The sequence below is a fragment of the Streptomyces sp. BA2 genome (assembly GCF_009769735.1).
Lineage (GTDB): Bacteria > Actinomycetota > Actinomycetes > Streptomycetales > Streptomycetaceae > Streptomyces.
In genome coordinates this window covers 3864426-3886082 of the sequence record NZ_WSRO01000002.1, presented here as the reverse complement: position 1 = coordinate 3886082, position 21657 = coordinate 3864426, and the positions used below count along the sequence as shown (strand labels likewise).

12 protein-coding genes are annotated in these 21657 nt (G+C 72.2%); 8 read left to right on the top strand and 4 right to left on the bottom strand.

What is annotated here, in order from left to right; all coding sequences use genetic code 11:
- The first annotated feature begins 35 nt into the window (after positions 1-35).
- A complete protein-coding gene (locus tag E5671_RS20140) occupies positions 36-2132 on the top strand; it encodes a bifunctional glycosyltransferase/CDP-glycerol:glycerophosphate glycerophosphotransferase (RefSeq protein WP_160505357.1) in 2097 nt (698 codons plus the stop codon).
- On the opposite strand, the gene E5671_RS20135 is transcribed toward E5671_RS20140, so the two are convergent.
- Together E5671_RS20135 and E5671_RS20130 are read right to left on the bottom strand one after the other, a co-directional pair.
- The gene (locus E5671_RS20135) at positions 2117-4942 is read right to left on the bottom strand and encodes a stealth conserved region 3 domain-containing protein (protein WP_160505356.1); all 2826 of its coding nucleotides are present in this window, start codon (positions 4940-4942) and stop codon (positions 2117-2119) included. The genes E5671_RS20140 and E5671_RS20135 overlap by 16 nt on opposite strands.
- A complete protein-coding gene (locus E5671_RS20130; protein WP_160505355.1) occupies positions 4939-5874 on the bottom strand; it encodes a hypothetical protein in 936 nt (311 codons plus the stop codon). Before E5671_RS20130 ends, E5671_RS20135 begins: the two co-directional genes overlap by 4 nt.
- 133 nt (positions 5875-6007) lie before the next feature.
- Between E5671_RS20130 and E5671_RS20125 the strand changes: the two genes are divergently transcribed.
- The 7 genes from E5671_RS20125 (at position 6008) to E5671_RS20095 (ending at position 18312) form a co-directional block, all read left to right on the top strand.
- Positions 6008-7756 carry a hypothetical protein gene (locus E5671_RS20125; RefSeq protein ID WP_160505354.1) on the top strand — a complete coding sequence of 583 codons (1749 nt, stop codon included), beginning with the start codon at positions 6008-6010 and terminating at the stop codon, positions 7754-7756.
- Entirely contained in the window at positions 7753-8916 is a 1164-nt protein-coding gene (locus E5671_RS20120; protein ID WP_160505353.1) for an acyltransferase family protein, read from the top strand. Before E5671_RS20125 ends, E5671_RS20120 begins: the two co-directional genes overlap by 4 nt.
- A 59-nt stretch (positions 8917-8975) precedes the next feature.
- Positions 8976-9716, top strand: a complete 741-nt coding sequence (locus E5671_RS20115) for a methyltransferase domain-containing protein (RefSeq protein ID WP_160505352.1) — start codon at positions 8976-8978, stop codon at positions 9714-9716.
- A 56-nt stretch (positions 9717-9772) separates the two neighbouring features.
- The gene (locus E5671_RS20110) at positions 9773-10597 is read left to right on the top strand and encodes a TylF/MycF/NovP-related O-methyltransferase (protein WP_160505351.1); all 825 of its coding nucleotides are present in this window, start codon (positions 9773-9775) and stop codon (positions 10595-10597) included.
- Positions 10598-10784: 187 nt separating this feature from the next.
- Positions 10785-14279 (top strand): bifunctional glycosyltransferase/CDP-glycerol:glycerophosphate glycerophosphotransferase, encoded by a 3495-nt coding sequence (locus E5671_RS20105; protein WP_160505350.1) that lies wholly within the window; start codon positions 10785-10787, stop codon positions 14277-14279.
- On the top strand, positions 14276-17134 hold the full coding sequence (locus E5671_RS20100) for a bifunctional glycosyltransferase/CDP-glycerol:glycerophosphate glycerophosphotransferase (protein WP_160505349.1): 2859 nt from the start codon (positions 14276-14278) through the stop codon (positions 17132-17134). The genes E5671_RS20105 and E5671_RS20100 overlap by 4 nt, the downstream gene beginning before the upstream one ends.
- Entirely contained in the window at positions 17131-18312 is a 1182-nt protein-coding gene (locus tag E5671_RS20095) for a glycosyltransferase (RefSeq protein WP_160505348.1), read from the top strand. Before E5671_RS20100 ends, E5671_RS20095 begins: the two co-directional genes overlap by 4 nt.
- 12 nt (positions 18313-18324) lie before the next feature.
- Here E5671_RS20095 and E5671_RS20090 read toward each other — a convergent pair whose 3' ends face one another.
- Together E5671_RS20090 and E5671_RS20085 are read right to left on the bottom strand one after the other, a co-directional pair.
- Complete coding sequence (locus E5671_RS20090; RefSeq protein WP_160505347.1) at positions 18325-19239, bottom strand: class I SAM-dependent methyltransferase; 915 nt, start codon at positions 19237-19239, stop codon at positions 18325-18327.
- A gap of 39 nt (positions 19240-19278) precedes the next feature.
- Entirely contained in the window at positions 19279-21534 is a 2256-nt protein-coding gene (locus tag E5671_RS20085) for a bifunctional glycosyltransferase/CDP-glycerol:glycerophosphate glycerophosphotransferase (protein ID WP_160505346.1), read from the bottom strand.
- Between the last annotated feature and the right edge of the window lie 123 nt (positions 21535-21657).

Genomic DNA, 21657 nt, shown 5'->3' with positions numbered 1-21657 from the left:
GACAGGCCGTGTCCGGCTGGCTACGGTCGGTGTCCATGTCGCGCTTCTCGGTTGTCGTCCCCGCCCATCGCGTCCAGGGCTACCTGAGGGAATGCCTGGACTCCGTGCTCGACCAGAACCTCGGCGATCTGGAGCTGATCGTCGTGGACGACGCGTCGCCCGACGCCTCCGCCGCGATCGCCGCGGAGTGTGCGGAGCGCGACCCGCGCGTGCAACTCGTACGCATCCCGGCACACGCGGGCCCGGGTCCTGCCCGCAACATCGGCGCGGACCGCGCCACCGGCGACTACCTCCTCTTCATCGACGGCGACGACCTGCTCCTGCCGGGCGCCCTGGAGGCGATCGCGGAAGCACTCGACGCCGCGGAGAACCCGGACGTCCTGCTCTTCGCCCATGACCGCGTCGACTGGTGGGAGAACGTGCGCGCGGGCGGCGACGACCTGGCGGGAGACCCCCTGGCCGTCACCGTCGCCGCCTGGAACCGCGTCTTCCGGCGCGACTTCTGGCAGGAGCGACGCCTCGCGTTCAGCGACGGGCCGTACGAGGACGTGGTGCCGGTACGCCGCGCGACCATGGCCGAGGGCGCACGCACCGTCGTCCTCGACAAGGCCTGCGTCCGCTGGCGGGAGCGGCGCGGCGGCAGCTTCGCCAAGACTCCCGGCCGGGCGCACTTCGCGGTCATCGGCCGGTACGAGGAGCTGCTGGCCGCGGCCGACCCCGCCGACCGCGCCCGGCTCGTCCCGCACGCGGCCGCGCATCTCCTTGCCGTCCTCGACGACGCGGGGCGTATCGCGCCGGGCGACCGCAGGGACTTCTTCCGCGGGGCGGCCCGCCTCTACCGGACGTACGGCCCGACGGGCCCGGCGCCAACCGCGGGCGAGCGGGCCATCGCCACCGCCTCGTACGCCGCCTACGAAGCGCACCGCAAGAGCCGCTCCCGCAGGAGCAGCGTCACCCGCAAGCTCAAGGACCGGAAGAAGAAACTGCGCGCCCGCGTCATGCGCCTCACCTACCGCGCGGACCTGCGCCGCCCCCTCGACCCCCACCTCGCGGTGTACGGCGCGTACTGGAACCGCGGGATCTCCTGCAACCCGGCCGCCATCCACGCCAAGGCCCGCGAACTGGCCCCGCACATCAAGGGCGTGTGGGTGGTCTCAAGCCGCAACAAGCACAAGGTGCCCGCGGGCGTCGAGTACGTCATCGAGGGATCGCGCCGCTACTGGCAGACGATGGCGAGAGCGACGTACCTGATCAACAACTCCAGCTTCCCCGGCGGGTTCACCAAGCGCCCCGGCCAGGTCTACCTCCAGACCCACCACGGGACCCCGCTCAAGAAGATGGGCCTGGACCAGCGCCGCTACCCGGCAGGCACGCACGGCATCAGCTTCCAGAAGATCCTCGACCACACCGACCAGTGGGACTTCAGCCTCTCCGCGAACCCGCACTCCACGGAGGTCTGGGAGCGGGTCTACCCCTCGACGGCCTACCAGGCCCTGGAGGCGGGCTACCCGCGCAACGACGTCTACTTCACGGCGGGGGAGGGTGAGATCGCGGCCATCCGGGAGGGGCTGGGGGTCGGGGGTGGCCGGAGGGTGCTGCTCTACGCGCCCACGCACCGCGACTACCAGAAGGGCTTCCTGCCGCGGATCGACCTGGAGCGGTTCGTGCGCTCACTGGGCGAGGAGTACGTGGTCCTGGTGCGGGCCCACTACTTCTACGGCGCCGACGCGGGCCTGCGGGCCCACCCCCAGCTCATCGACGTGACGGGACACCCGCGCGTGGAAGACCTCTGCCTGGCCGCCGACGCCTTGGTCACGGACTACTCGTCACTGATGTTCGACTACGCCTGCCTGGACCGCCCGATCGTGACGTACGCCCCCGACTGGCAGGCGTACAGCCTGGCGCGCGGCACGTACTTCGACCTGCTGTCGGGGCGTGCGGGGGAGACACCGGGGGTCGTGGCCACCACCGAGGAGGAGCTCGCCGGGCTCTTCCTGAGCGGGGAGTGGGACACGGCCGAGGCGGCGGCGCTGCGGAAGGCGTTCCGGGCGCGGTTTTGTCCCTACGACGACGGGGCCGCCGCCGAGCGGGTGGTGCGGCGGTTGTTCCTGGAGGGTCAGCCCCGCTCGTAGGGGGAGCGGACCGGGAAGTACGCCGTCAGGAACGAGCGGATGGCCAGGGCCATTTCCTCCTCGGTCAGTTCGCTGTCCGGGGACTCGCCGATGCAGAAGGCCGTCTTGTTGCGGCCCTGGAGCAGCTGGCCCAGACGCGCGTGGTCGGCGCGGCTTCCGATGTCCACGAAGTCGTACGCGAGGGAACCCGGCACGGCACGCCTCGTGAGGTACGCGTAGTGGTGGTGCAGGGACGACACCAGGGCGAGGTCGCTGTTCGAGCGGAAGCGGCTGCGTGCGGTGGCTTCGAGTTCTTCCGGGAAGCGTTCGGTGAGCTCCGCCAGGACGCTGCGGTGCAGGGCGTAGGGGGCGTGGAAGAAGCTGTGGGTGGTTGTCCGGCCGAACTCCCTTTGCAGCAGCGCCCTGTTGTTCTTGGCCGCCGCCAGATACCCCTCGTCATCCGGTGACACGGGCAGCGCAGGCACGGACGCCGTCGACCAGAAGAAGCGGGCGGTGCCCGAGCTGAGGAAGAAGGTCTCCGGGGTGGTGGGGCGGCCCAGGAACATGTCGTCGTTCAGGTAGAGGAAGTGCTCCGACAGGCCCTCGATGCGGTGCAGTTGGCTCTCGATGGAGTGGGAGTTGAAGGTGGGCAGCGCGGTGTCCGGGTCGGCGAAGAGGTCGCGGTGGTCGATCACCGTGATGCCCGGGTGGTCCTCGTCCAGCCAGGACGGCGTCTGGCCCGCCGTGACGAGGTAGATGTGCCGGATCCAGGGCGCGTACATCGCCAGGGAGCGCAGCGAGTAGCGCAGCTCGTCACGGTTGCGGAAGCGGACGGCCCCGTGGTCCGGCGACGAATCGTCCTCAGGATGGCCGAGCGCCGCCGCGCGGCGTGCGCGCCACTCGGGGTCGGAGTCGTCGACCCAGGTGTAGACCGCGTCGATGGGGAAGTCGACGTCTCCGATGAGGACGTGGGAGAAGACGTCGAGCGTGGGGTACGTGCGGTCGCCGACCCGGAGGGTGGCCGTGGGCGTCAGCGAGGGAAGTTCCGCCCCGGCCAGCGTGGTGCCGAAGGGCGCGCGCCGGGCATCGGTCCCGTCCTCCGCGAGCCGCGGCCAGAACGCCACCGTGCAGGACTGCCCGACGCCGTGCCGCAGGGAGAGCGTCGTCGTGGTCACCGGCTTGAAGATCCGGACGCCCGCGACCTCCCCGATGCCGTCGAGCCGCTCCGCGAGCACGACTCCGGGGGCGGCGTCGCGGGGGTGGACCAGCTCGGCGTAGACGGGCTGGCCGTGCAGGGACTCGGCGAGTGCCTTGAGCGCGCCGTCGCGTTCGTCGTCGGCCACGGCGAGGGTGTGCGCGGTGCCGGACGTGCGGACGAGTACGTAGGGGATGTCCTCCGACTCCAGCGCGGTGGCGGTGAGTTCGAGGTTCCAGTCCGTCATGGCGGGCGCGAGGATGTCGTCGCGGCGCTCGGCCAGCCGGCCCACCGAGCGGATGAGCAGGCCGCTGGTGTCGGCGGCGGCGATCTCGTCCTCGCGAGCACGCTCCTCGCCGCTGGGCGCGGCGTCCAGGGTGTACGGCGTGGTCGGGCGGAAGCCGCTCCCGCCGGACGCGACGCCGAGCGCCACCCGGTCCGCGCGGTCGTCGAGCCGCTCGGGGGCGTCGCGCCGCGCCACGAGCCGGGAGTACAGCTCCTGCCAGCGCGCCGTGACGTCGGTGGAGGAGAAGCGGGCGTAGACGCCTTCGCGGGCGGCGCGGGCGTAGGACCGCCGGGTTTCCGGATCGCCCATCAACTCGCTCATCGCGGCGGCCAGTTCGCGCACTTCGCCGGGCGGCACGAGCAGCCCGTCGACGCGGTGCCTGACGATCTCGGCGGGCCCGGTCAGGACGTCGTACGCGACGACGGGCACACCCGCGGCCAGCGCTTCGAGCAGCACCAGCGGGAACGCCTCGTTGTGCCCGGCCGTCATCAGGGTGAGCCCCGCCTTGGCCCACTCGGCGGCCATGTCCTGGCAGGGGCCGAGGAGTTCGACGCGGTCCTGAAGGCCGAAGCCGTCGATCAGGCGGCGCAGGTGCTGCTCGCGGTGGCCGCCGCCGAAGACGCGCAGGGTCCAGTCGGGGTAGGCGTCGGCGACTTCGGCGAAGGCCCGCACGGCGTGGTCGACGCGCTTCTCGCCGGTGAGCCGCGCGGCCATGACGATGACCTTGCTCTCGCCGTCGGCGCGCGGCCTGAAGCCGTCCGGCACGGCGTTCGGGATGACCGCGAGCTCGGGGGCGGTGGCGCCCAGGGACTCCGCGATCCAGTCACGGGTGCGGTCGGTGAGCGTGACCAGGGCGTCGAGGCGCGGCGCGTGCAGGAGCAGGGGTTCACCGGAGGGGCCGCGGCGCTGGGTGGGGCGGTGCTCCTGGTGCACGGTGACGACCCTGGCAGGGACGAGCCCGACGGCGGCGGCCATCAGGGCGGGCGTCGTGGTGACCAGGACGTCGGTGTCCAGGGTGGTCAGGGCGGCGGCCATCTCGATGTCGGAGAGGCGGTCGAAGGCGGACTCCCAGGAGGGCTTGATCAGTTCGCTGGGCAGCGCGGCAAGCGTGCGGCAGGCGGACTCGTCCAGACGTGAGCCGCGCACCGGGCGCTCGGGGGACGCCGTGCGGTCGACGAGGTAGCGGACGGGGAGGCTGCGGGCCTCGGGGAAGAACGGTTCGGGACGGGTCCGGAAGACGGAGATGACCTCGACGTCGTGCCGGTCCGCGAGGTGCTGCGCCTGGGTGTACGTGGCCAGCTCGGTGCCGCCCATCTCGTCGCCCCAGCCGAGGAGGTACGTGATCTTCATGAGGTCTCCTTCGAGATGTCCCAGCACGTCAGGGCGAAGGCGCCGGACTTGGTGAAGTGGGCGTGCGCGCGGACCAGGGCGCCGCCCGGCAGGGCGAAGACACGGAAGGGCGTCGGACAGGCGGCCGAGGGGTCGCGTACGTCGGAGAGCCACCGCCCGAGAGGGAGCGAGGCACCGGAGGTCTCCCCCTCCACGTGGAAGTCCCACACCCACTGGCCGGGGCTCGCCCCGGCCATCTCCCGGAGGGGCAGCCGGAAGCTGAACTCGGCGCCGTCCCACACCGCCCCGACGGGCACGGTGACCCCGTCCCGCCGCCGCACGGCCTTCGCCCGCCACCGCCGCGACGCGCCCGCCATGACGAGCCGTCCGTGTACGACGATGCCGTCGCCGCCGGGCACGAACCGCACGAGCTCGGCGCGCGGCCGGGAGCGTGTCACCTGCAGCACCGCGCGCCCGCTGCGGCACCGGACGAGGCGGATGAGCGTGCCGGTGCGGGGGTCGGGGGCGTGGAGGAGGGTGGGCGTGGGCGGCAGTTCGGCGTCCCCGTCGACGCCGATGCCGCGCCGCCGGACGCGTCCGCGGACGTCGGCGGTGACGACCGTGAGCCGCCAGACGCCCTCGGCCAGGCCGCGCAGGGTGGTGGTCCCGGCGAGCAGCAGGCCGCCGTGGGCGTGCCGTTCGGCGGCGAGCGGGACGCGGAACCTGCGGTGGCCGCGCGAGACGACCAGCTGGGCGCCCTCGACCCGCTCGTCGGGGAGGGCGGCGACGGCGACGTTGAGCGTCCTGCTGTCCCGGATCGACAGGTGCACGGGCGCCAGGAGGCCCCGCGCACCGCCGCCGCCCCGGCCCGCCGCCGCGCGTTCCGCGCGGAAGCGGGTGGTCCGTGCGGTGGCGACGAGCCGCCGTACCGCGGGCGGCGGGGCCGGGGTCATGGCGTGAACCCAATGTGGTGCATTGGACCACTTTGACCGCAATCGACCCCGGCGAGGGGTGTGGCCGCGTACGGGTCACCCGCCTGGCGGACGAGAGGGTGACTTGAGGCGATATGTGTAAGTTAGCCCCTTAATGATCAGTCCCCTCGCGCAGTTCCAGCGCCGCAAGGAACCATCCGCACCGCTGTCCTCACGCCCAGCCGAAGCCCCCTCTCCGGCCCGCCCCCGTACCGCACTCGCCCTCTGTCACCGCTGGGCCGACCCCGCTGCCGTGGCCCTCGCGACCCTCCTGGTCGCCTGGCGTGCGAGCGCGCTCGGCCAGTGGATCGTCGACGACGCGGCCATCACCTTCGCCTACGCCCGCAGCGTCGACGAGGGCCTCGGCCCCGTGCAGCAGCCGGGCGCCGACCCCGTGGAGGGCTACTCCAACCCCTCCTGGCTCGCCCTGCTCCTCATCGGCCGCAGGCTCGGCCTCTTCGACCACGGCGCACTCCTCGGCGTCAGCGACCTGGTGCTCTACCCCAAGGCACTCGCGCTGCTCTGCACCGCGGGCACCCTGGCCTGCGTGGCCGCGGCGGCGCGGACCGTTCTGCCGGGCAGGGCCTGGGCGTTGACGCTGCTCACCGGCGGAGTACTCGCCGCGAACCTGTCGTACGTGGCGTGGTCCTTCTCGGGTCTTGAGAACCCGCTGTACGCGCTGACCGCCGCCGCGACCGGAGCGCTGCTCGTGCGGGCGGCCGTGCGCGGCACCCTGCTGCGGCCCGCCGTCGCCGCGACCGCCGGGGCCCTCGCGCTGCTCGCCGCCCTGACCCGGCCGGACGGCGCGGCGCTCGCGGCGGCCTACCCGGTGACCGTGCTGCTGTTCCTGCGCAGGGACCGCCTCGCGCGCGCCGTGCGGGCGGTGGCGCTGAGCTGCGCCACGTTCGCGCTGCCGTACGCGGTGTTCCTGCTCTGGCGCCGCGCGACCTTCGGGCTCTGGGTCCCGAACACGGCGGTGGCCAAGGCCCAGAAGCCCCCGCAGCTCGGCCAACTCGCCGCCACGGGAGAGCTGTTGACGTACGGCGGCTGGGCGCTCGCCCTGATCGGCGCGGCCTGCGCGGGCATCGCGCTCGCCCGTCCAGGGCCGTCCCGCGGAGCCCTGACCGCGCTGCTCGTCCCGCTGGCCCTGACCCTCATCGCGTACGGCGTGCTCGGCCGGGACTGGATGGCGCTGTACCGCTTCGCGACCCCGGTGTGGGTGCTCGCCGCGACGGCGTTCGCGCTGGCCGCAGGGACCGTCTGGCGTACGGAAGGCCCCCGCGCGCGTGCCCTGACCGGCTGCGCGCTCGTGGGTGCCCTGCTGCTCTCGGTCACCGGACAGGCCGCGCAGGACCGCAAGTTCATCGGCCGCCCGACCCTGTCCATGTGCTACGTCGCCGAGCGCTACGGCCACACCTTCAACGCGTACGCCGGGTATCTGGGCCTGCGCGACGCCACCGTCGCCCTGCCCGACCTCGGCGGCACCCTGCTGACCTCGCGGCTGCGCGTCCTGGACCTCGCGGGCCTGACCGACCGCCGCCTGGCCGACGCGTACGCGGCAGGCGACACCGCCGCCCTGCGCCACCACGTCCTGAACGAGGTGCGCCCCGAACTCCTCCACGTCCACGCGGCCTGGACGGGCAAGACGGGCCTGACCGAGGCCCGGCTCACGGCCGCGGGCTACGTCCCGCTCTACCACGAGGGCAACGGCGGCGACTACGTCCGAAGAGACGCCGTACGCGACCCGGACCGGATCACCGCACTCCGCGAGCGCGTGCGCCCGACCCTGGACGCGATGGTCGCCGAGATGCGCCCGGCAGGCTGCGGCCCGGCCCTGCGCGCGAGCCAGGGGGCCACCGCATGACGACGGCCCTCCCGCGGCAGACACGCCCCCTCCCCGGACCCGGCACCCCCGACGACCCCGCGCCCCGGGTCGACTCCCTCACCGGGATGCGCTTCCTCGCCGCCTTCGCGGTGTTCGTGCACCACTTCACCGGGCTCAGCGCGTACGGCGGCGTCGCCCACGCGCCGCTGCTCTTCCCGTACTCGAAGCTGGGCGCGACCGGCGTCGACTTCTTCTTCGTGCTCTCCGGCTTCCTGCTCACCTGGGGGCACCGCCCCGGCACCCGCGCCCGCCTCTTCTACTGGCGCAGGTTCGGCCGCATCTGGCCCGCCCACCTGGTCGCGACCGTGCCCTGCGTCTGGGTCTTCTACCTCTGGGGCGGCGTCCCGACGGACGCCCTCAGCTTCGTCGCCTCGCTGTTCCTCGTGCAGACGTGGTTCCCCGGCGTCACCCCGACGTTCCCCGGCAACGGCGTCGCCTGGACCCTCAGCGTCGAGGCGTTCTTCTACCTCCTCTTCCCGTTCGCGATCCGCTACGTCCTGCGCCTGCGCACCCGCACCCTGGCCCTGCTCGCCGTCGGCGGGCTCATCGCGATGTGGGCGCTCAACTGGTGGACCGCCACCCACCTTTCGCCCTTCGCCAGCGAATGGATCATGCGGCACCCGGTGACCCGCCTTCCGGAGTTCGGCGTGGGCATGGCCTGCGCCCTGGCCCTGCGCCGCGGACACCGGCTCCGCCTCAACCCGTCGGTGCTGTTCGCCTGCTTCGTCGCGTACGCCGTCATCCACAGCAACCGTGCCTCGCTGTTCGGCCCGTACGCGGCCGGCCAGCTCACCTGGGCCCTGCGGTCGGTCGCGGCCCTCTTCGCCGTCCTGTTCATCGCCGCCTACGTCCAGCGCGAACTGGCCGGACACCGCGGCTGGCTCCGCTCGCGCCCGATGGTGCTGCTCGGGCTCTGGTCGTACGCCTTCTACCTGCTGCACCAGACCCTCAACCGGCTGATCCTCGACACCTGGGGCCGCCCGCAGCCGGAGAACTTCGCGGTGTTCACGCTCCTGGGCGTCGGGGTCACCGTGGTCGCGCTGTCCTGGGCGATGTTCACCTACGTCGAGGAACCGGCGAGGAAGTGGTGCGCCCGGCGCACCCCGCGCAGGTGGCGCAGCTGTGTCGATACACGGTAAACGCGAGTGATGCGGAGAAGATCCCCGTTCAGGCTCTGTGTACCTGTGTAGGAGGAGACGTGCACCAGTCCGCGTACGAGCAGATGGAACTCTGCGTCGAGCAGTACATGCCCACGGGGAAGCGTCACCGGGTGGTCGACCTCGGGGCCCGGGTCTCCGACGGGCAGACCCGCACCCACAAGGCCCTGCTCGAAGGGCGCGACACGGAGTACGTGGGCGTCGACGTGCTCGACGGCCGCAACGTCGACGCCGTGATGACGAAGCCCTACCGCATCCCCGTGAAGTCCCGCAGCGCCGACTTCGTCATCTCCGGGCAGGCCTTCGAGCACATCCCCTTCTTCTGGGCGACGATGCTGGAGATCGCCCGCGTCCTGAAGCCGGAGGGCATCGCCTTCGTGACGGCTCCCTCGCGCGGCCACGTGCACGACGCGCAGGACTGCTGGCGCTACTACCCCGACGGGTTCCGCGCCCTGGCCGCGTACACCCGGCTCGAACTCCGCGAGGCCTACACGGACTTCCCGCCCATGAACGGCATCCGCCACGCCTACGGCAAGATCGACGCCAAGCACGCCTACTGGGGCGACTCCGTCGGCGTGTTCCAGCGGCCCAAGAACTACCCGGGCCTCACCATGGCCTTCGTGCGCGGAACGACCAACTGGTGGGCGAACAGGATCGGCGGGGTCGACGGCGTCCCGCTGCCCAAGCCCGTCGAGGGCCGCGCCGAGTGCGGCAGGCCGAAGGTGGTGGCGCCGCGCGAAGGGGACGAGCAGTCCGTTTCGGCGGCAAGTGACACCAGATGAACGCATGTTGACGAAATGTGGCACCAAGAGTGAGTTTGCGCGTACTGTCCGCTCCCATGGCATGGCGACGCGCTGTGAATGGCGCACTGAAGCAACTGACCGGATACCAGCTGACGCGCAAGCCGATGCCGGTCCAGCGCGCGGCGGCGGCCCCCGCGCCGAAGCCCGCCCCGGCATCGAAGCCGAAGCCCAAGCCCAAGGCGCTGAACCTCCCCGCCGACTACGACGACGAGGCGAAGGAGATCATCCGTGCGGTGAAGCCGTACACGATGACCTCTCCCGAACGGCTGAACGCCTTCATCCTGGCGACCCGGCACGTCGTCCGGCACGGCATCCCCGGCGACATCGTCGAGTGCGGTGTGTGGCGCGGCGGTTCGATGCAGGCCTGCGCCAAGGCGCTGCTCGCCGCCGGTGAGACCGAGCGCGACCTGTACCTCTTCGACACCTACGAGGGCATGACCCCGCCCACCGAGGAGGACCTGCGCCTCGACGGCAAGTCCGCCGCGGAGCTGCTGGAGACGCAGGGGAAGGACCGTCCGATCTGGGCGGTCGCCTCCCTCGACGACGTCAAGTCCGGCTTCGAGAAGGTGCCGTACCCCAAGGAGCGCGTCCACTACGTCCAGGGAATGGTCGAGGAGACCGTCCCGCGCGAGGCGCCCGAGCGGATCTCCGTCCTGCGCCTCGACACCGACTGGTACGCCTCGACCAAGCACGAACTGGAGCACCTGTACCCGCGGTTGGCCAGCGGCGGCGTCCTGCTCATCGACGACTACGGCTACTGGCAGGGCTCGCGCCAGGCGGTCGACGAGTTCATGGACAAGACCGGCGAACGGCTGCTGCTTCTGCGCATGGACGAGGGCCGCATCGCCGTGAAGCCCTGACCGGCGGCGGCACTTGAGCGGGCCCGGTGCCCGGCGGCCTCCAGCCGCCGGGTGCCGGGCCCGCTCGCGCGATCACTCGAATGGCTCTGTGCGGGTGACCCGGAAGGGCGGTCGTTGTTAACCGAGTGGCCCTCAGCAGGACGCGCAGCCGTGCCCGTCAGTTCTCCGGAAGGAATGTGCGCAGCGCATGACACCCCGACTCGCCGTCGTCGTCCCCGTCTACAACGTCGAGGAGTTTCTCGCCCCTTGCCTCCGGTCACTGGCCGAGCAGACCATGCCGGACCTCGAAGTCGTCATGGTCAACGACGGTTCCACCGACGGGAGTCCACGCATCGCCCGCGAGTTCGCCGACGAGGACGCCAGATTCCGGCTTGTCGAGCAGAAGAACGCGGGACTCGGGGCGGCCCGCAACGCGGGGGTGCGCGAGGCGCGGGGCACGTACCTGACGTTCGTCGACAGCGACGACGTCGTACCGCGGGACGCGTACGAGCGGATGCTGGCCGCGCTCGACGAGTCGGGCTCCGACTTCGTCACCGGCAACGTCCACCGGCTGCGCTCCGGCGACAGGAGCGAGCAGTCGCCGATGTTCCGCAAGATGATGGACACGGACCGCAGCGGCACGCACGTCACCCGCGACTGGGAGCTGCTCGGCGACCGCATCGCCTGCAACAAGGTCTTCCGCAGGGACTTCTGGGACCGGCACGCCCTCACCTTCCCGGAGGGCGTGCTCTTCGAGGACACCCCCGTCACGATCCCCGCGCACTTCCTCGCCGATTCCGTCGACGTACTGAAGGAGCCCGTCTACCTCTGGCGCGACCGCGACGGTTCCATCACCAGCCGCCGTGCCAAGCCCCGCGCCGTCCGCGACCGCACCGCCGCCGTCCTCGCCGCAAGCGGCTTCCTCGCGGCGAAGGCCGCGCAGACGGCGGACACACCCCGGGGGAAGGTATTCGCGGAGGCCAAGCGCCGCTACGACACGACGGTGCTCGCCGGGGACCTGTGGCTGTTCATGGAGGCCCTGCCGCACGGCGACTCCGCGTACCACGACGTCTTCATGGAGCAGGCCAACGCCTTCGTCGACACCGTCGACCCCACGGTCGTGGCCGCACTGCCGCTCGCCCTGCGCGTGCGCTGGCAGCTCATCCGCCAGCGCCGGGTCACCGACCTGCTCGCCTTCATGGCGTACGAGAAATCCCACCCCGACGCCTTCCGGGTGCGCGGCCTGCGCCGGCGCAGGGCCGACTACCCCGGGATCGGCGGGCTGCCGCGCGAGACCGTCGCCCTGAAACGGTCCGACCTGCCGCTCACCGCTCAGCTCACGCACATCGCCTGGGACGAGCGGGGCAGGCTGCGGCTCAAGGGCTACGCCTACATCCCCAACCTGCCCGCGGGGCGCGTCGGCGCGCGCGCCAGGGTCGCCTGGCTGCGGGCCGGACGGCGGCGCGTCCTGCCGCTGACGCTGCGCACGGTGCGAGCGCGCGAGGCGACGTACCGCTCCAAGCAGGGACTGCACAGCTACGACCGGTCGGGGTTCGAGACGGTCATCGACCCCCGCAGGACCGTCACCAAGCGGCGCAGCACCACCTGGAAAGTGGAGATGGGCGTGGTCAGCGGGCTCCTGCCGCGCACCGGTCCGGTCAGGACGAGCAGCCCGCCGCGGCTGCCCGTGCGGTATCTGGAGGAGTTCCTGCGGGTGGCCGTCACCCTCAGCAAGGGGCGGCTGAGGCTGCGCACGGAGCGGGTGGCGGCCCGGCTCGTCGCGCACGAGGGCTGCGGCGGCGCCGTCCGGCTGCACGGGCGGCTCGCGCCGGGGGAGTCGCAGGCCGTCGACGCGCTGCGGGTGGAGAACTGGGCCACCAAGGAGGCGCATTACGTCCCCGCCCTGGTCAACGGCCGCGACTTCAGCGCCGATGTGCCGCTCGGCCTCTTCCACGCCGGTGAGGACGAGCGCACCGGAGAGCCGCGCAAGGCCGACCCGTGGGGCGTCGCCCTGGTCCGCGAGGGCGGCGACCGCACACCGCTCGCCGCCTGCCCCGACGTGCCTTCGGGGCGGTACGGGCTGCTGCCGGGGCGTGAACTCCTCGTCCTCGCCAACGCGTCGGGGAACCTGGAACTGCGCGACCAGACCCTGCGGCCGCTCGTCGACGCCGTGACCTGGCAGGACGAGCTGATCGTCGAGGGCAGCCACCCCGACGCCGAGGCCCGCGCCGGGGAGCTGGTCCTCGTGCACGGCGGCCACGGCGACGAGGCCGTGGTGCCGGTGCTGATCGAGGGCGGGCGGTTCGCCGCGGCGCTGCGTCCCGAGGCCGTGCCAGGGCCCGGAGGCACCCTGCCGCTCGCCGAAGGACGCTGGAACCTCTTCCTGCGCGAGGCGGGCGCGAGCGACCCCGAGCAGTACACCCCCGTGTGCGTGGCGCCGGGCAAGGGCCGCGAACTGCCCCTCGTACGCACCAGGTCAGGCCGTGACATCAGCCTCAAGCGCCACGCCCACGACGGCCTCCACCTGCGCTCGGGCTCCGCGCTGCCCGTGGCCGACCGGGGCGGTCCGCGCCAGCGCAGGCTGCGCGAACAGTACGCGGCCCGGCGCGGCGGACCGCTGCGGGACGCCGTCCTGTACTGCAGCTTCGACGGACGGCAGTACTCGGACTCGCCCCGCGCCGTGCACGAGGAACTGGTCGGCAGAGGCGTGGAGTTGGAGCACCTGTGGGTGGTCCGCGACCAGCAGGTCGCGCTGCCCGAGAGCGCCACGCCCCTCGCCCTGTGGAGCGCCGAGTGGCACGACGCCCTCGCCCGCTGCCGCTACATCGTGACCAACACCCAGCTGCCCGACTGGTTCGAGCGCGCCGACGGCCAGTACGTCGTGCAGACCTGGCACGGCACCCCGCTCAAGCGCATCGGCCGCGACCTCGCGGGCCACGCCTCCGGAGACCGCGCCTACATGGCGACCCTGCCAGGACGCGCCGACCAGTGGAGCGTCCTCGTCTCCCCGAACCGCTTCTCGACGCCCGTCCTGCGCGGCGCCTTCGGCTACACCGGCGAGGTCCTGGAACGCGGCTATCCCCGCAACGACCTGCTGCACGCCGTCGACCGCGCCAAGGTCGCGGCATCCGTACGCGAAAGGCTCGGCATCCCCGAAGGCAGACGCGTCGTCCTGTACGCGCCCACTTGGCGCGAGAACCAGCCCAAGCAGGCCGGCCGCTACGCCCTCGACCTCCAGCTCGACCTCGCCGCCGCCGAACGCGCCATCGGCGACGACCATGTGCTCCTCGTCCGCAGGCACTACCTCGTCGGCGGCACCGTCCCCGGCTCGGACTTCGTGCGCGACGTCTCGCGCCACCCCGACGTCAGCGAACTGCTCCTGATCAGCGACGTCCTGGTGACGGACTACTCGTCCCTGATGTTCGACTTCGCGCAGACCGGCCGCCCGATGCTCTTCCACACCTACGACCTCGACCACTACCGCGACACCCTGCGCGGCTTCTACTTCGACTTCGAGGCGCAGGCGCCGGGACCGCTGCTCGGCACGAGCGACGAGGTCATCGAGGCGCTGCGCGACCCGGCGGCCGCCACCGCCGCGTACGCCGACGCGTACGACAGGTTCCGCGAGGTCTTCTGCGACCTGGACGACGGGAACGCGGCCGCCGGTGTCGCGGACGCGATGCTGGAAGGAGGCCGCGCATGAGCACGCCGGATCTGCACGACGTCAGCTGTGTCGTGGTCGCAGGCACGGACGTCGAGGCGCTGCGGGAGTCGGTGCGGTCCGTGCTCGACCAGACCATGGGCAACGTCGAGGCGGTCGTCGTCGACCCCGGCGCCGACGGCCCCGCCCGCGACGCGGCGCAGGCGCTCGCCGCCGACCAGCCGCACCGGGTGCGCCTGGTCCGTGCCGACCGCGAGATGCCGGTCGCCGCCGCGCGGAACCTCGGGCTCGACGCGGCACGCGGGCGGTACGTCATCGTGCTCGGCGAGGGCGAACTCCTGGAGCAGCACGCCTGCCGCAACCTCTTCGACGCCGCGCGCTCCACCGGCGCCGATCTGGTGGCGGGGCGCTGGACGCGGCTCACGGGCAGCGGCAAGAAGGAGCGCGGACCGGGATGGCAGGACGGACTGCACGCGAGGACGAGGAAGGTCGAGAACCTCTCCGACGCCCCCGAACTCGTCGCCAGGGACTCCCTGATCGCCGGGTTCTGCGTCCGCCGTGACGTCCTCGACCGCATGCGTCTGCGGTACGCGGAGGACCTCGACCACAGCGAGGTCCTCTTCGGCGTCGAGGCCGCCCTCGGGGTACGCGGCATCACCCTCGTACCGAACCTGATCACCACCCACCGTGCGGCGCCCGCCCCCGCCCGCGAGACCCCCGCGCTCGCCGCCGTCAACGACCGCGTCGCCGGGCTCCTGGTGAGCCTCGGCCGTCTCGACCTGGGCGACCGGCGCGAGCGGGCCTTCCTCGTCGACCACGTGCTGCCCTGCGCCCGTACGTTCCCGCAGCTCACCGCGGAGGAACGGCGCCGGACCACGGCGGGAATCGCCCCGCACCTCCAGGGCCGCGTCGACCTGCGCGCCCTGGACGCCCTCGATCCCGTGGAGCGGGTGTGCGTGCGGCTGCTCGCGGAGGGCGACACGGACGGCGTGCTCGCGGCCGCGTACGCGCTCGCGAGGCCGGGCACCGTCGTATCGGAACTGACCGAACGGGAGGGGAAGGTCTACTGGCGCGCGGACGGGCTCGACGACCCCCGCCTACGAGAAGTGCTCGACGTCAGTGAACTCGGCTACCAGTACCAGCAGTTGGGCGAGGCCCGCCTCCTGAACCGCCTCACCAGGTGCGACATCGAGGGCGGCAAGGCCGAGGGAGGCAAGGCGGTCCTCGAAGGGCGTGTCGTGCTGCCAGGCGGTCTGGTGCCCGACCGGCCGCCGCTCACCGCCTGGCTCGACGTGCGGGCACGCGGCGCGCGGCGGCGCGGCTTCCGCGTACCCGTGGAGGAGGTGCACTACGACGGCGGCGCGGTCGTCTGGCGGGCCGGCCTGACCCTCACCGCACGACTGCGGGACCTCGGCATCGGCGACCGAGCCTGGGAGCCCCGGCTCCAACTCGCCGCCGGCGGCCAGGACATGACCACCGAACTCGTCGCCGAGCCGGAGACCGTGGGAGAGAGCCGAGGAGCCGGCGTCACCGTCGGGAACAAGCTGGAGCTGCGCCTCGCACCCCGCCACCGAGCCGCCCGCACCCTGCGCGCGGCACTGCACTACGTCACGCACTTCCGCCCCGCGCGCAGGCTCAAGGTCCGGCTGCGCGCCCTGCGCAAGAGGTGGGACGCGCTCAGCGGCGTGCCGGTCAAGCTGCGCGTCTACCGGCGTGTGCTGCGGCGGCTCCCCGTCAGCAAGGGCTCGGTCGTCTTCGAGAGCCACATGGGCAGGTGCTACGGCGACAGCCCGCGCGCCGTCCACCAGGAGATCACCGACCGGGGGCTGCGGCTGCGCTGCACCTGGTCGTACGCCGCTTCGGCCGACGGATTCCCCGACTCCACCCGCCTGGTGGCCCGTTGGTCATGGCGCTACCTGTGGGCCCTCGCCCGCGCCGAGTTCTGGATCGACAACCAGGGCTTCCCGCACGCCCTGGACAAGCCGCGCCACACCACGTACCTCCAGACCTGGCACGGCTCCGCGTACAAGCGCATGGGCTTCGACGAGGCGCGCCTGAAGACGCAGAACGCCCCGCAGCGCGAGCGCCTCAAGCAGGCCGTCGACCGCTTCGACCACTTCCTTGTGCGCTCCGAGCACGACGTGAACACCCTGGCGCGCGCCTACAAGATCCCCGAGGAGCGGCTGCTGCGCTGCGGCTACCCGCGCAACGACCGGCTGGTCGCCGCGCGCGTCCGCGACGAGGCGTCGGGCCGTTTCCCGCGGCCGCCGGTGGCCGCCGACCTCGGCATCCCCGACCACAAGACGGTGGTCCTGTACGCACCGACGTTCCGCGGTGTGCCCAAGAACAGCAAGACGGTGCGACTGCCCCTCGACGTACGCAAGTTCGCCGACCGCTTCGGCGACACCCACGTCCTCCTGGTGCGCACCCACTACATGGAGACGGCAGGCCTCCCGGTCTGCCCGCCCGGCACGGTCCTCGATGTGTCGGACCACCACGACGTGAGCGAGCTGCTGTGCCTCGCCGACGTCCTGATCACCGACTACTCGTCGATCATGTTCGACTTCGCGCTCCTGGACCGGCCGTTGGTGCACTTCGCGCCGGACCTCGACGCGTACGCGGCCGAGCGCGGCAGCTACTTCGCGCTGCGGGACGAGGCGGGCGGACCCGTCGTCGAGACGGAGGAGGAACTGCTGCGCGTGCTCGCCACGCTCAAGCAGACCGACGGCGCGTGGGCGGAGCCCCGGCGGGCGTTCGCCGCGCGGTTCGGGGCGTACGACCAGGGGCGGGCCGCGGCCGACGTGGTGGACGCGCTCTTCGGCGAGCGGTTCGGGAACGGCGAGCGGTTCGGGAACGGCGAGCGGTTCGGGAACACGGAGAAGAGGGGCGGGGCATGACCACGACGTTCGCGACCACGAGGATCGCGACCGCGACGAAGAGCCGCGATCTCTTCCTCGTGGCGAACACCGTCGACGAACTCGGCGGCGTCACCGCCTGGGCCCACCAGATGGCCCGGCTCTTCCAGCGCAACGGCCACCGCGTGCACGTCATCGGCGTCCACGAGGCCGAGCTGAAACTGGAACTCCCCGAAGACCGCGGCTACCCCGTGACCAGCCTCTACCGCGAGCATCCGCAGACTCCGCGCCCGGCGCGCGGTCTCGGCCGCCTCAACGTGGTGGCGCGCCGTCGCGAATCGGCGCGGATCGCCGCCAAGCGCCGCACCGTCGACCGGCTCTCGGAGATCTTCCGTGCCGCGCGGCCCGGCGCGGTCGCCATCGTCACGCAGGTCTGGCCGATGGAGTGGATCAGGGAGGCGGACACCGCGGGCCTGCGCATCATCGGCATGAGCCACGAGTCGTACGCCTACACCCGTGCCTGCCACCGCTACCGAGCGGTCAAGCGCAGCTACCCCTCCGTGGACCGCTGGCTCGCGCTCACCCAGGAGGACGCCGACGACTGGATCACCGACGGCATGCACAACGTCGGCGCGATGCCGAACGCCCTCGCCCACCTCCCCGCGGTGCCCTCGCGGCGCGACCGCAAGGTGGTGTGCAGCATCGGCAGGCTCGCCGACCAGAAGGGCGTCGACATGCTCGTCGACACCTGGGCGCTCGTGGCCCCGCAGCGCCCCGACTGGACGCTGCGGATCTACGGCGCGGGAGCGGACGAGGCCGACCTCAAGCAGCAGTGCACGCGCCTTGGCCTCGACGGGTCGGTGGAGTGGCGGGGCCGCACCAGCGATGTGCCGGGCGTGCTCGCCGAGAGCTCCCTCTTCGTGCAGTCGTCCCGCGGCGAGGGCTTCCCGCTGGCCCTGATGGAGGCGATGGCCAGCGCGGTGCCGTGCGCGGCCTTCGACTGCGCGCCCGGCGTACGCGAGATCGTGCGCCACGGCGAGGACGGCCTGCTCGCCCCCGCCGGCGACATCGAGGCCCTCGCCGACCGCCTCCTGCGCCTCACCGGCAACCCACGGCTGCGGGACGCGATGGGGGAGCGGGCCCGCAGGAACGTACAGCGATTCTCCGAGGCGCGGGTGCTCGAGCGCTGGGAGGAGCTTTTCGATCTCCTTGAGCGCTGAGCTCTCCGGAGGTCAGGAACGCCCCGTGCGCGCGAGCAGCGACGACAGGAGGCCCCGGGCCCTGCCCCCGGCTGCTGCGGGCTCGGGCGTCCTTCCCGCCAGCTCCGGGACGGGCTCGTCCGCGTGCCGTGACACCGGGTGCTCCGGCTGCTTCGCCTTCTTGCCGCTGATCCGGATCATCGGGTAGCCCGCGACCTCCTCGGCGCCGTGCCACATGTCGTCCCGCTCCTTCAGGAACGCGGCGAGATCGGCGTGGATCGCGTCGTAACTCCCCCATGTCCCATAGAACTTGGTGGCCGTGATGGTCAGCGGTTTGAGCCCCGTGCTCGCCACGGCACCCCAGGTCGCCGCGGCCACGCCCGGACAGTGCTCGGCCCGGAAGTCGTCGAGCACGACGATCCCGTCCTGCCCGAGCAGCTTCTTGGCGGCGGTGATGTCGGCGTGGACGTGCTCGTACAGATGCGAGGCGTCGATGTGCACGAAGCGGCAGCTGTCCGCGTCCACGTGCGCGGTGATGCCGGAGGACGGCTCCTGGACGATCCGCGGCAGACCGTCGTGGAACGAGCCGTAGTTGGCCTCGAAGGCGCGGCGCGTCAGCGTGGCGTACGAGCGGCCCATCTCGGCGGAGTTGGCCTCGTCGGGGGCGGGCGAGTCGAAGAGGTCACAGACGGTGAAGGTCTCCTCCGCGCGCAGATACGCGCCCATGAAGATGGCGCTCTTGCCCAGATACGCGCCGAGCTCCAGCAGATCGCCCCGCTGCTCCAGGTCGCGCTGCCGGCTCAGGATCCAGTCGAAGAGCACCTGGTCGACCGGGTGGAACCACCCCTTCACATCGGAGAGTCGGCGCGGCCGCGGCAGCTGGCCGTTGTCCTGGCCGTTGTCCTGGCCGGTGGTGGTCGCGGGCGTGGTGGCGGAAGCGTGTCGCATATCTGGTCCCGGGGATGGGGGAAGGCGGACAGTGCGCGGTCAGAAGCGCGGCGCGGGCGGGGAGACGTCGGCCCGCGGCAGCGGCTCATCGGCCACCCCCGCGGCCGGCGCCGGGTGCCGGTCCGCGAGTGGCGCCACAGACGGTAGACCCCCTGCCTCACCGAGCACCACATGCCTCACAACTCGTTCAGCGGCCCGCCCGTCGTCGTACACGCAGAAGCGGTCTCGGAAGGCGGCGCGCAGCTGCGCCGAGCGCGAGCCGCGCCAGTGGCCGGTGGCGAAGATGTCGGTGAGCTCGTCCTCGCTGCGCGCGACCGCGCCCGGCGGGAACTCGCGCACGTCGAAGTAGGTGCCGCGGGCCGCTTCGTACGCCTCCCAGTCGGTGGCGTGCAGGACGACGGGGCGGTCGAGGTTGGCGTAGTCGAACATGAGCGAGGAGTAGTCGGTGACCAGGGCGTCGGACGCGAGGCAGAGGGACTCGACGTCCGGATGGTCCGACACGTCGATCAGGCGGCCCGAGCTGGGCGCCAGGGGCGCCCCGTACGAGTGATGGGCGCGGGTCAGGACGACGAAGCGCGGGCCGAGGTTGTGCAGCATCCGCTCCAGGTCGAGGGAGCGCAGCTGGGTGTGGCGGTAGTCGCGGTGGGTGGGCGCGTAGAGGATGGCGACGGCGCCCGGGGGGATGCCGAGGGACTCGCGGATGCGGGCCACGTCGGCGGAGCTCGCCCGCTGGTAGATGTCGTTGCGCGGGTAGCCGTACTCGAGCGTGGTGTACGAGGCGGGGTAGACGCGCTCCCAGACCAGCGTGGAGTGCCGGTTCGCCGACAGGACGTAGTCCCATTTGTCGGCGTTGCGCAGGAGGGCGGCGAAGTCCATGCCCCGGGCGGCGGCGGGCCGGTCCTGGAGGTCGAGGCCCATCAGCTTCAGGGGGGTGCCGTGCTGGGTCTGGATCATGATCTGGCCGGGGCGTTTGACGAGCCTGCGGTCGAAGTCGACGTTGTTCACGAGGTACTTGGAGCGCGCGAGGGCGCTCCAGTACGCGGCCGTGCCGGGGCGCAGCCTGCGGGTGGCCGTCGGCAGGGTGTGGTGGTGGGCGGGGTCCGCGATCCACGCGGTGCGGATGTGCGGGGCGTGCTCGCGCACCGCGGCCTCCAGGGCGCCGGGGTTGCAGCCGTAGCCGCGCCCCCAGTACGAGGAGAAGACCGCGCGGTCGGCGCGCAGCGGCAGGCGCAGCTGGATGCGGTAGTGCAGTTGCAGCACGGCACCCTTGGCGCGGTGCCGCGCTCTCGCCGCGTACCGCTTGGCCCGTGACCTGACCCGCAGCGCCGTCCACAGGGTCCGGTAGGTGCGGTGCGTGCCAAGGCGTACGAGGCCGTGCCGGACCCGGGCGCGGACGCGGGCGCGTGGGCGGGCGCCGGGGACGCGGTATCGGCGGTAGTGGGTGCGGGCTTTGCGCAGGAATTCGGCGCGGCTGCCGCGCGGGAGGCGGTCCCGCTTGCTGAAGACCGCCGAGAGGTGGTCGACCATCTTCCTGAAGAGGACGGGCCGCCAGGCCGCCGAGAGTTCCGGGTGCTCGTCGAGGAACGCGAAGACCCGCTCGTACTGGTCGAAGATCTCGAAGTGCCTGCGGGTCGTGGTGCGCAGGATGCTGCCGCGGCGGCGCTGGAGGTAGTGCACGCAGACCCGGTCGAGGGTGGCGATCGAGCCCGCCTTCATCAGGACCGGAGCGGTCCAGGGCGTGTCCTCGTAGAGGCCGGGCGGGAAGGTGAAGCCCTCGCGTTCGATGAAGTCGCGGCGGTAGGCCTTGTTCCAGGCGACCATCAGGAGGCGCAGCAGGCCGGGCCTCTCGCTCAGCCGGAAGGGGGCGGGGCCCTCCTCCTTCAGGAGGCTCGCGAACTGGTTGCGCACGGCCTCGCCCGACCAGAAGGTGCGCGCGTAGTCGTAGATCAGGACGTCCGGCTCGTCGGTCTCCTTGATGCGGTCGGAGATCGCGTGCAGGGAGTGGGGGGTGAGGGTGTCGTCGCTGTCGAGGAAGATCAGGTAGTCGCCGCTGGCGCGCTTCATGCCGGCGTTGCGGGCCGGGCCCAGACCGACGTTCTCCTTGAGGTGGACGGCCTTCATGCGGGTGTCACGGGCCGCGCGCTCGTCGATGAGGGCGCCGCATGCGTCGGGTGAGGCGTCGTCGACCACGATCAGCTCGAAGTCCGTGAACGATTGCTCGAGGACGGATTCGAGGCATGCGTGCAGATATGCCTGCACCTTGTACACGGGCACGATGACACTGAACCGGGGCAAGGCACATCCATGGGTCGGCGCGGGCATACTGCCCGGAAACGCCCCGGCGGCCGGTCGAGTTACGCCGTATGTGGCATATGGGGGATAGACGCGAGTGAGGCGGCCCCGGTGCTTGGCCGCCTC

Coding starts and splice junctions, on each gene's coding strand:
- E5671_RS20125 (WP_160505354.1), top strand. CDS start 6,008: ATGATCAGTCCCCTCGCGCAGTTCCAGCGCCGCAAGGAACCATCCGCA.
- E5671_RS20100 (WP_160505349.1), top strand. CDS start 14,276: ATGAGCACGCCGGATCTGCACGACGTCAGCTGTGTCGTGGTCGCAGGC.
- E5671_RS20135 (WP_160505356.1), bottom strand. CDS start 4,942: ATGAAGATCACGTACCTCCTCGGCTGGGGCGACGAGATGGGCGGCACC.
- E5671_RS20140 (WP_160505357.1), top strand. CDS start 36: ATGTCGCGCTTCTCGGTTGTCGTCCCCGCCCATCGCGTCCAGGGCTAC.
- E5671_RS20130 (WP_160505355.1), bottom strand. CDS start 5,874: ATGACCCCGGCCCCGCCGCCCGCGGTACGGCGGCTCGTCGCCACCGCA.
- E5671_RS20105 (WP_160505350.1), top strand. CDS start 10,785: ATGACACCCCGACTCGCCGTCGTCGTCCCCGTCTACAACGTCGAGGAG.
- E5671_RS20090 (WP_160505347.1), bottom strand. CDS start 19,239: ATGCGACACGCTTCCGCCACCACGCCCGCGACCACCACCGGCCAGGAC.
- E5671_RS20110 (WP_160505351.1), top strand. CDS start 9,773: ATGGCATGGCGACGCGCTGTGAATGGCGCACTGAAGCAACTGACCGGA.
- E5671_RS20120 (WP_160505353.1), top strand. CDS start 7,753: ATGACGACGGCCCTCCCGCGGCAGACACGCCCCCTCCCCGGACCCGGC.
- E5671_RS20095 (WP_160505348.1), top strand. CDS start 17,131: ATGACCACGACGTTCGCGACCACGAGGATCGCGACCGCGACGAAGAGC.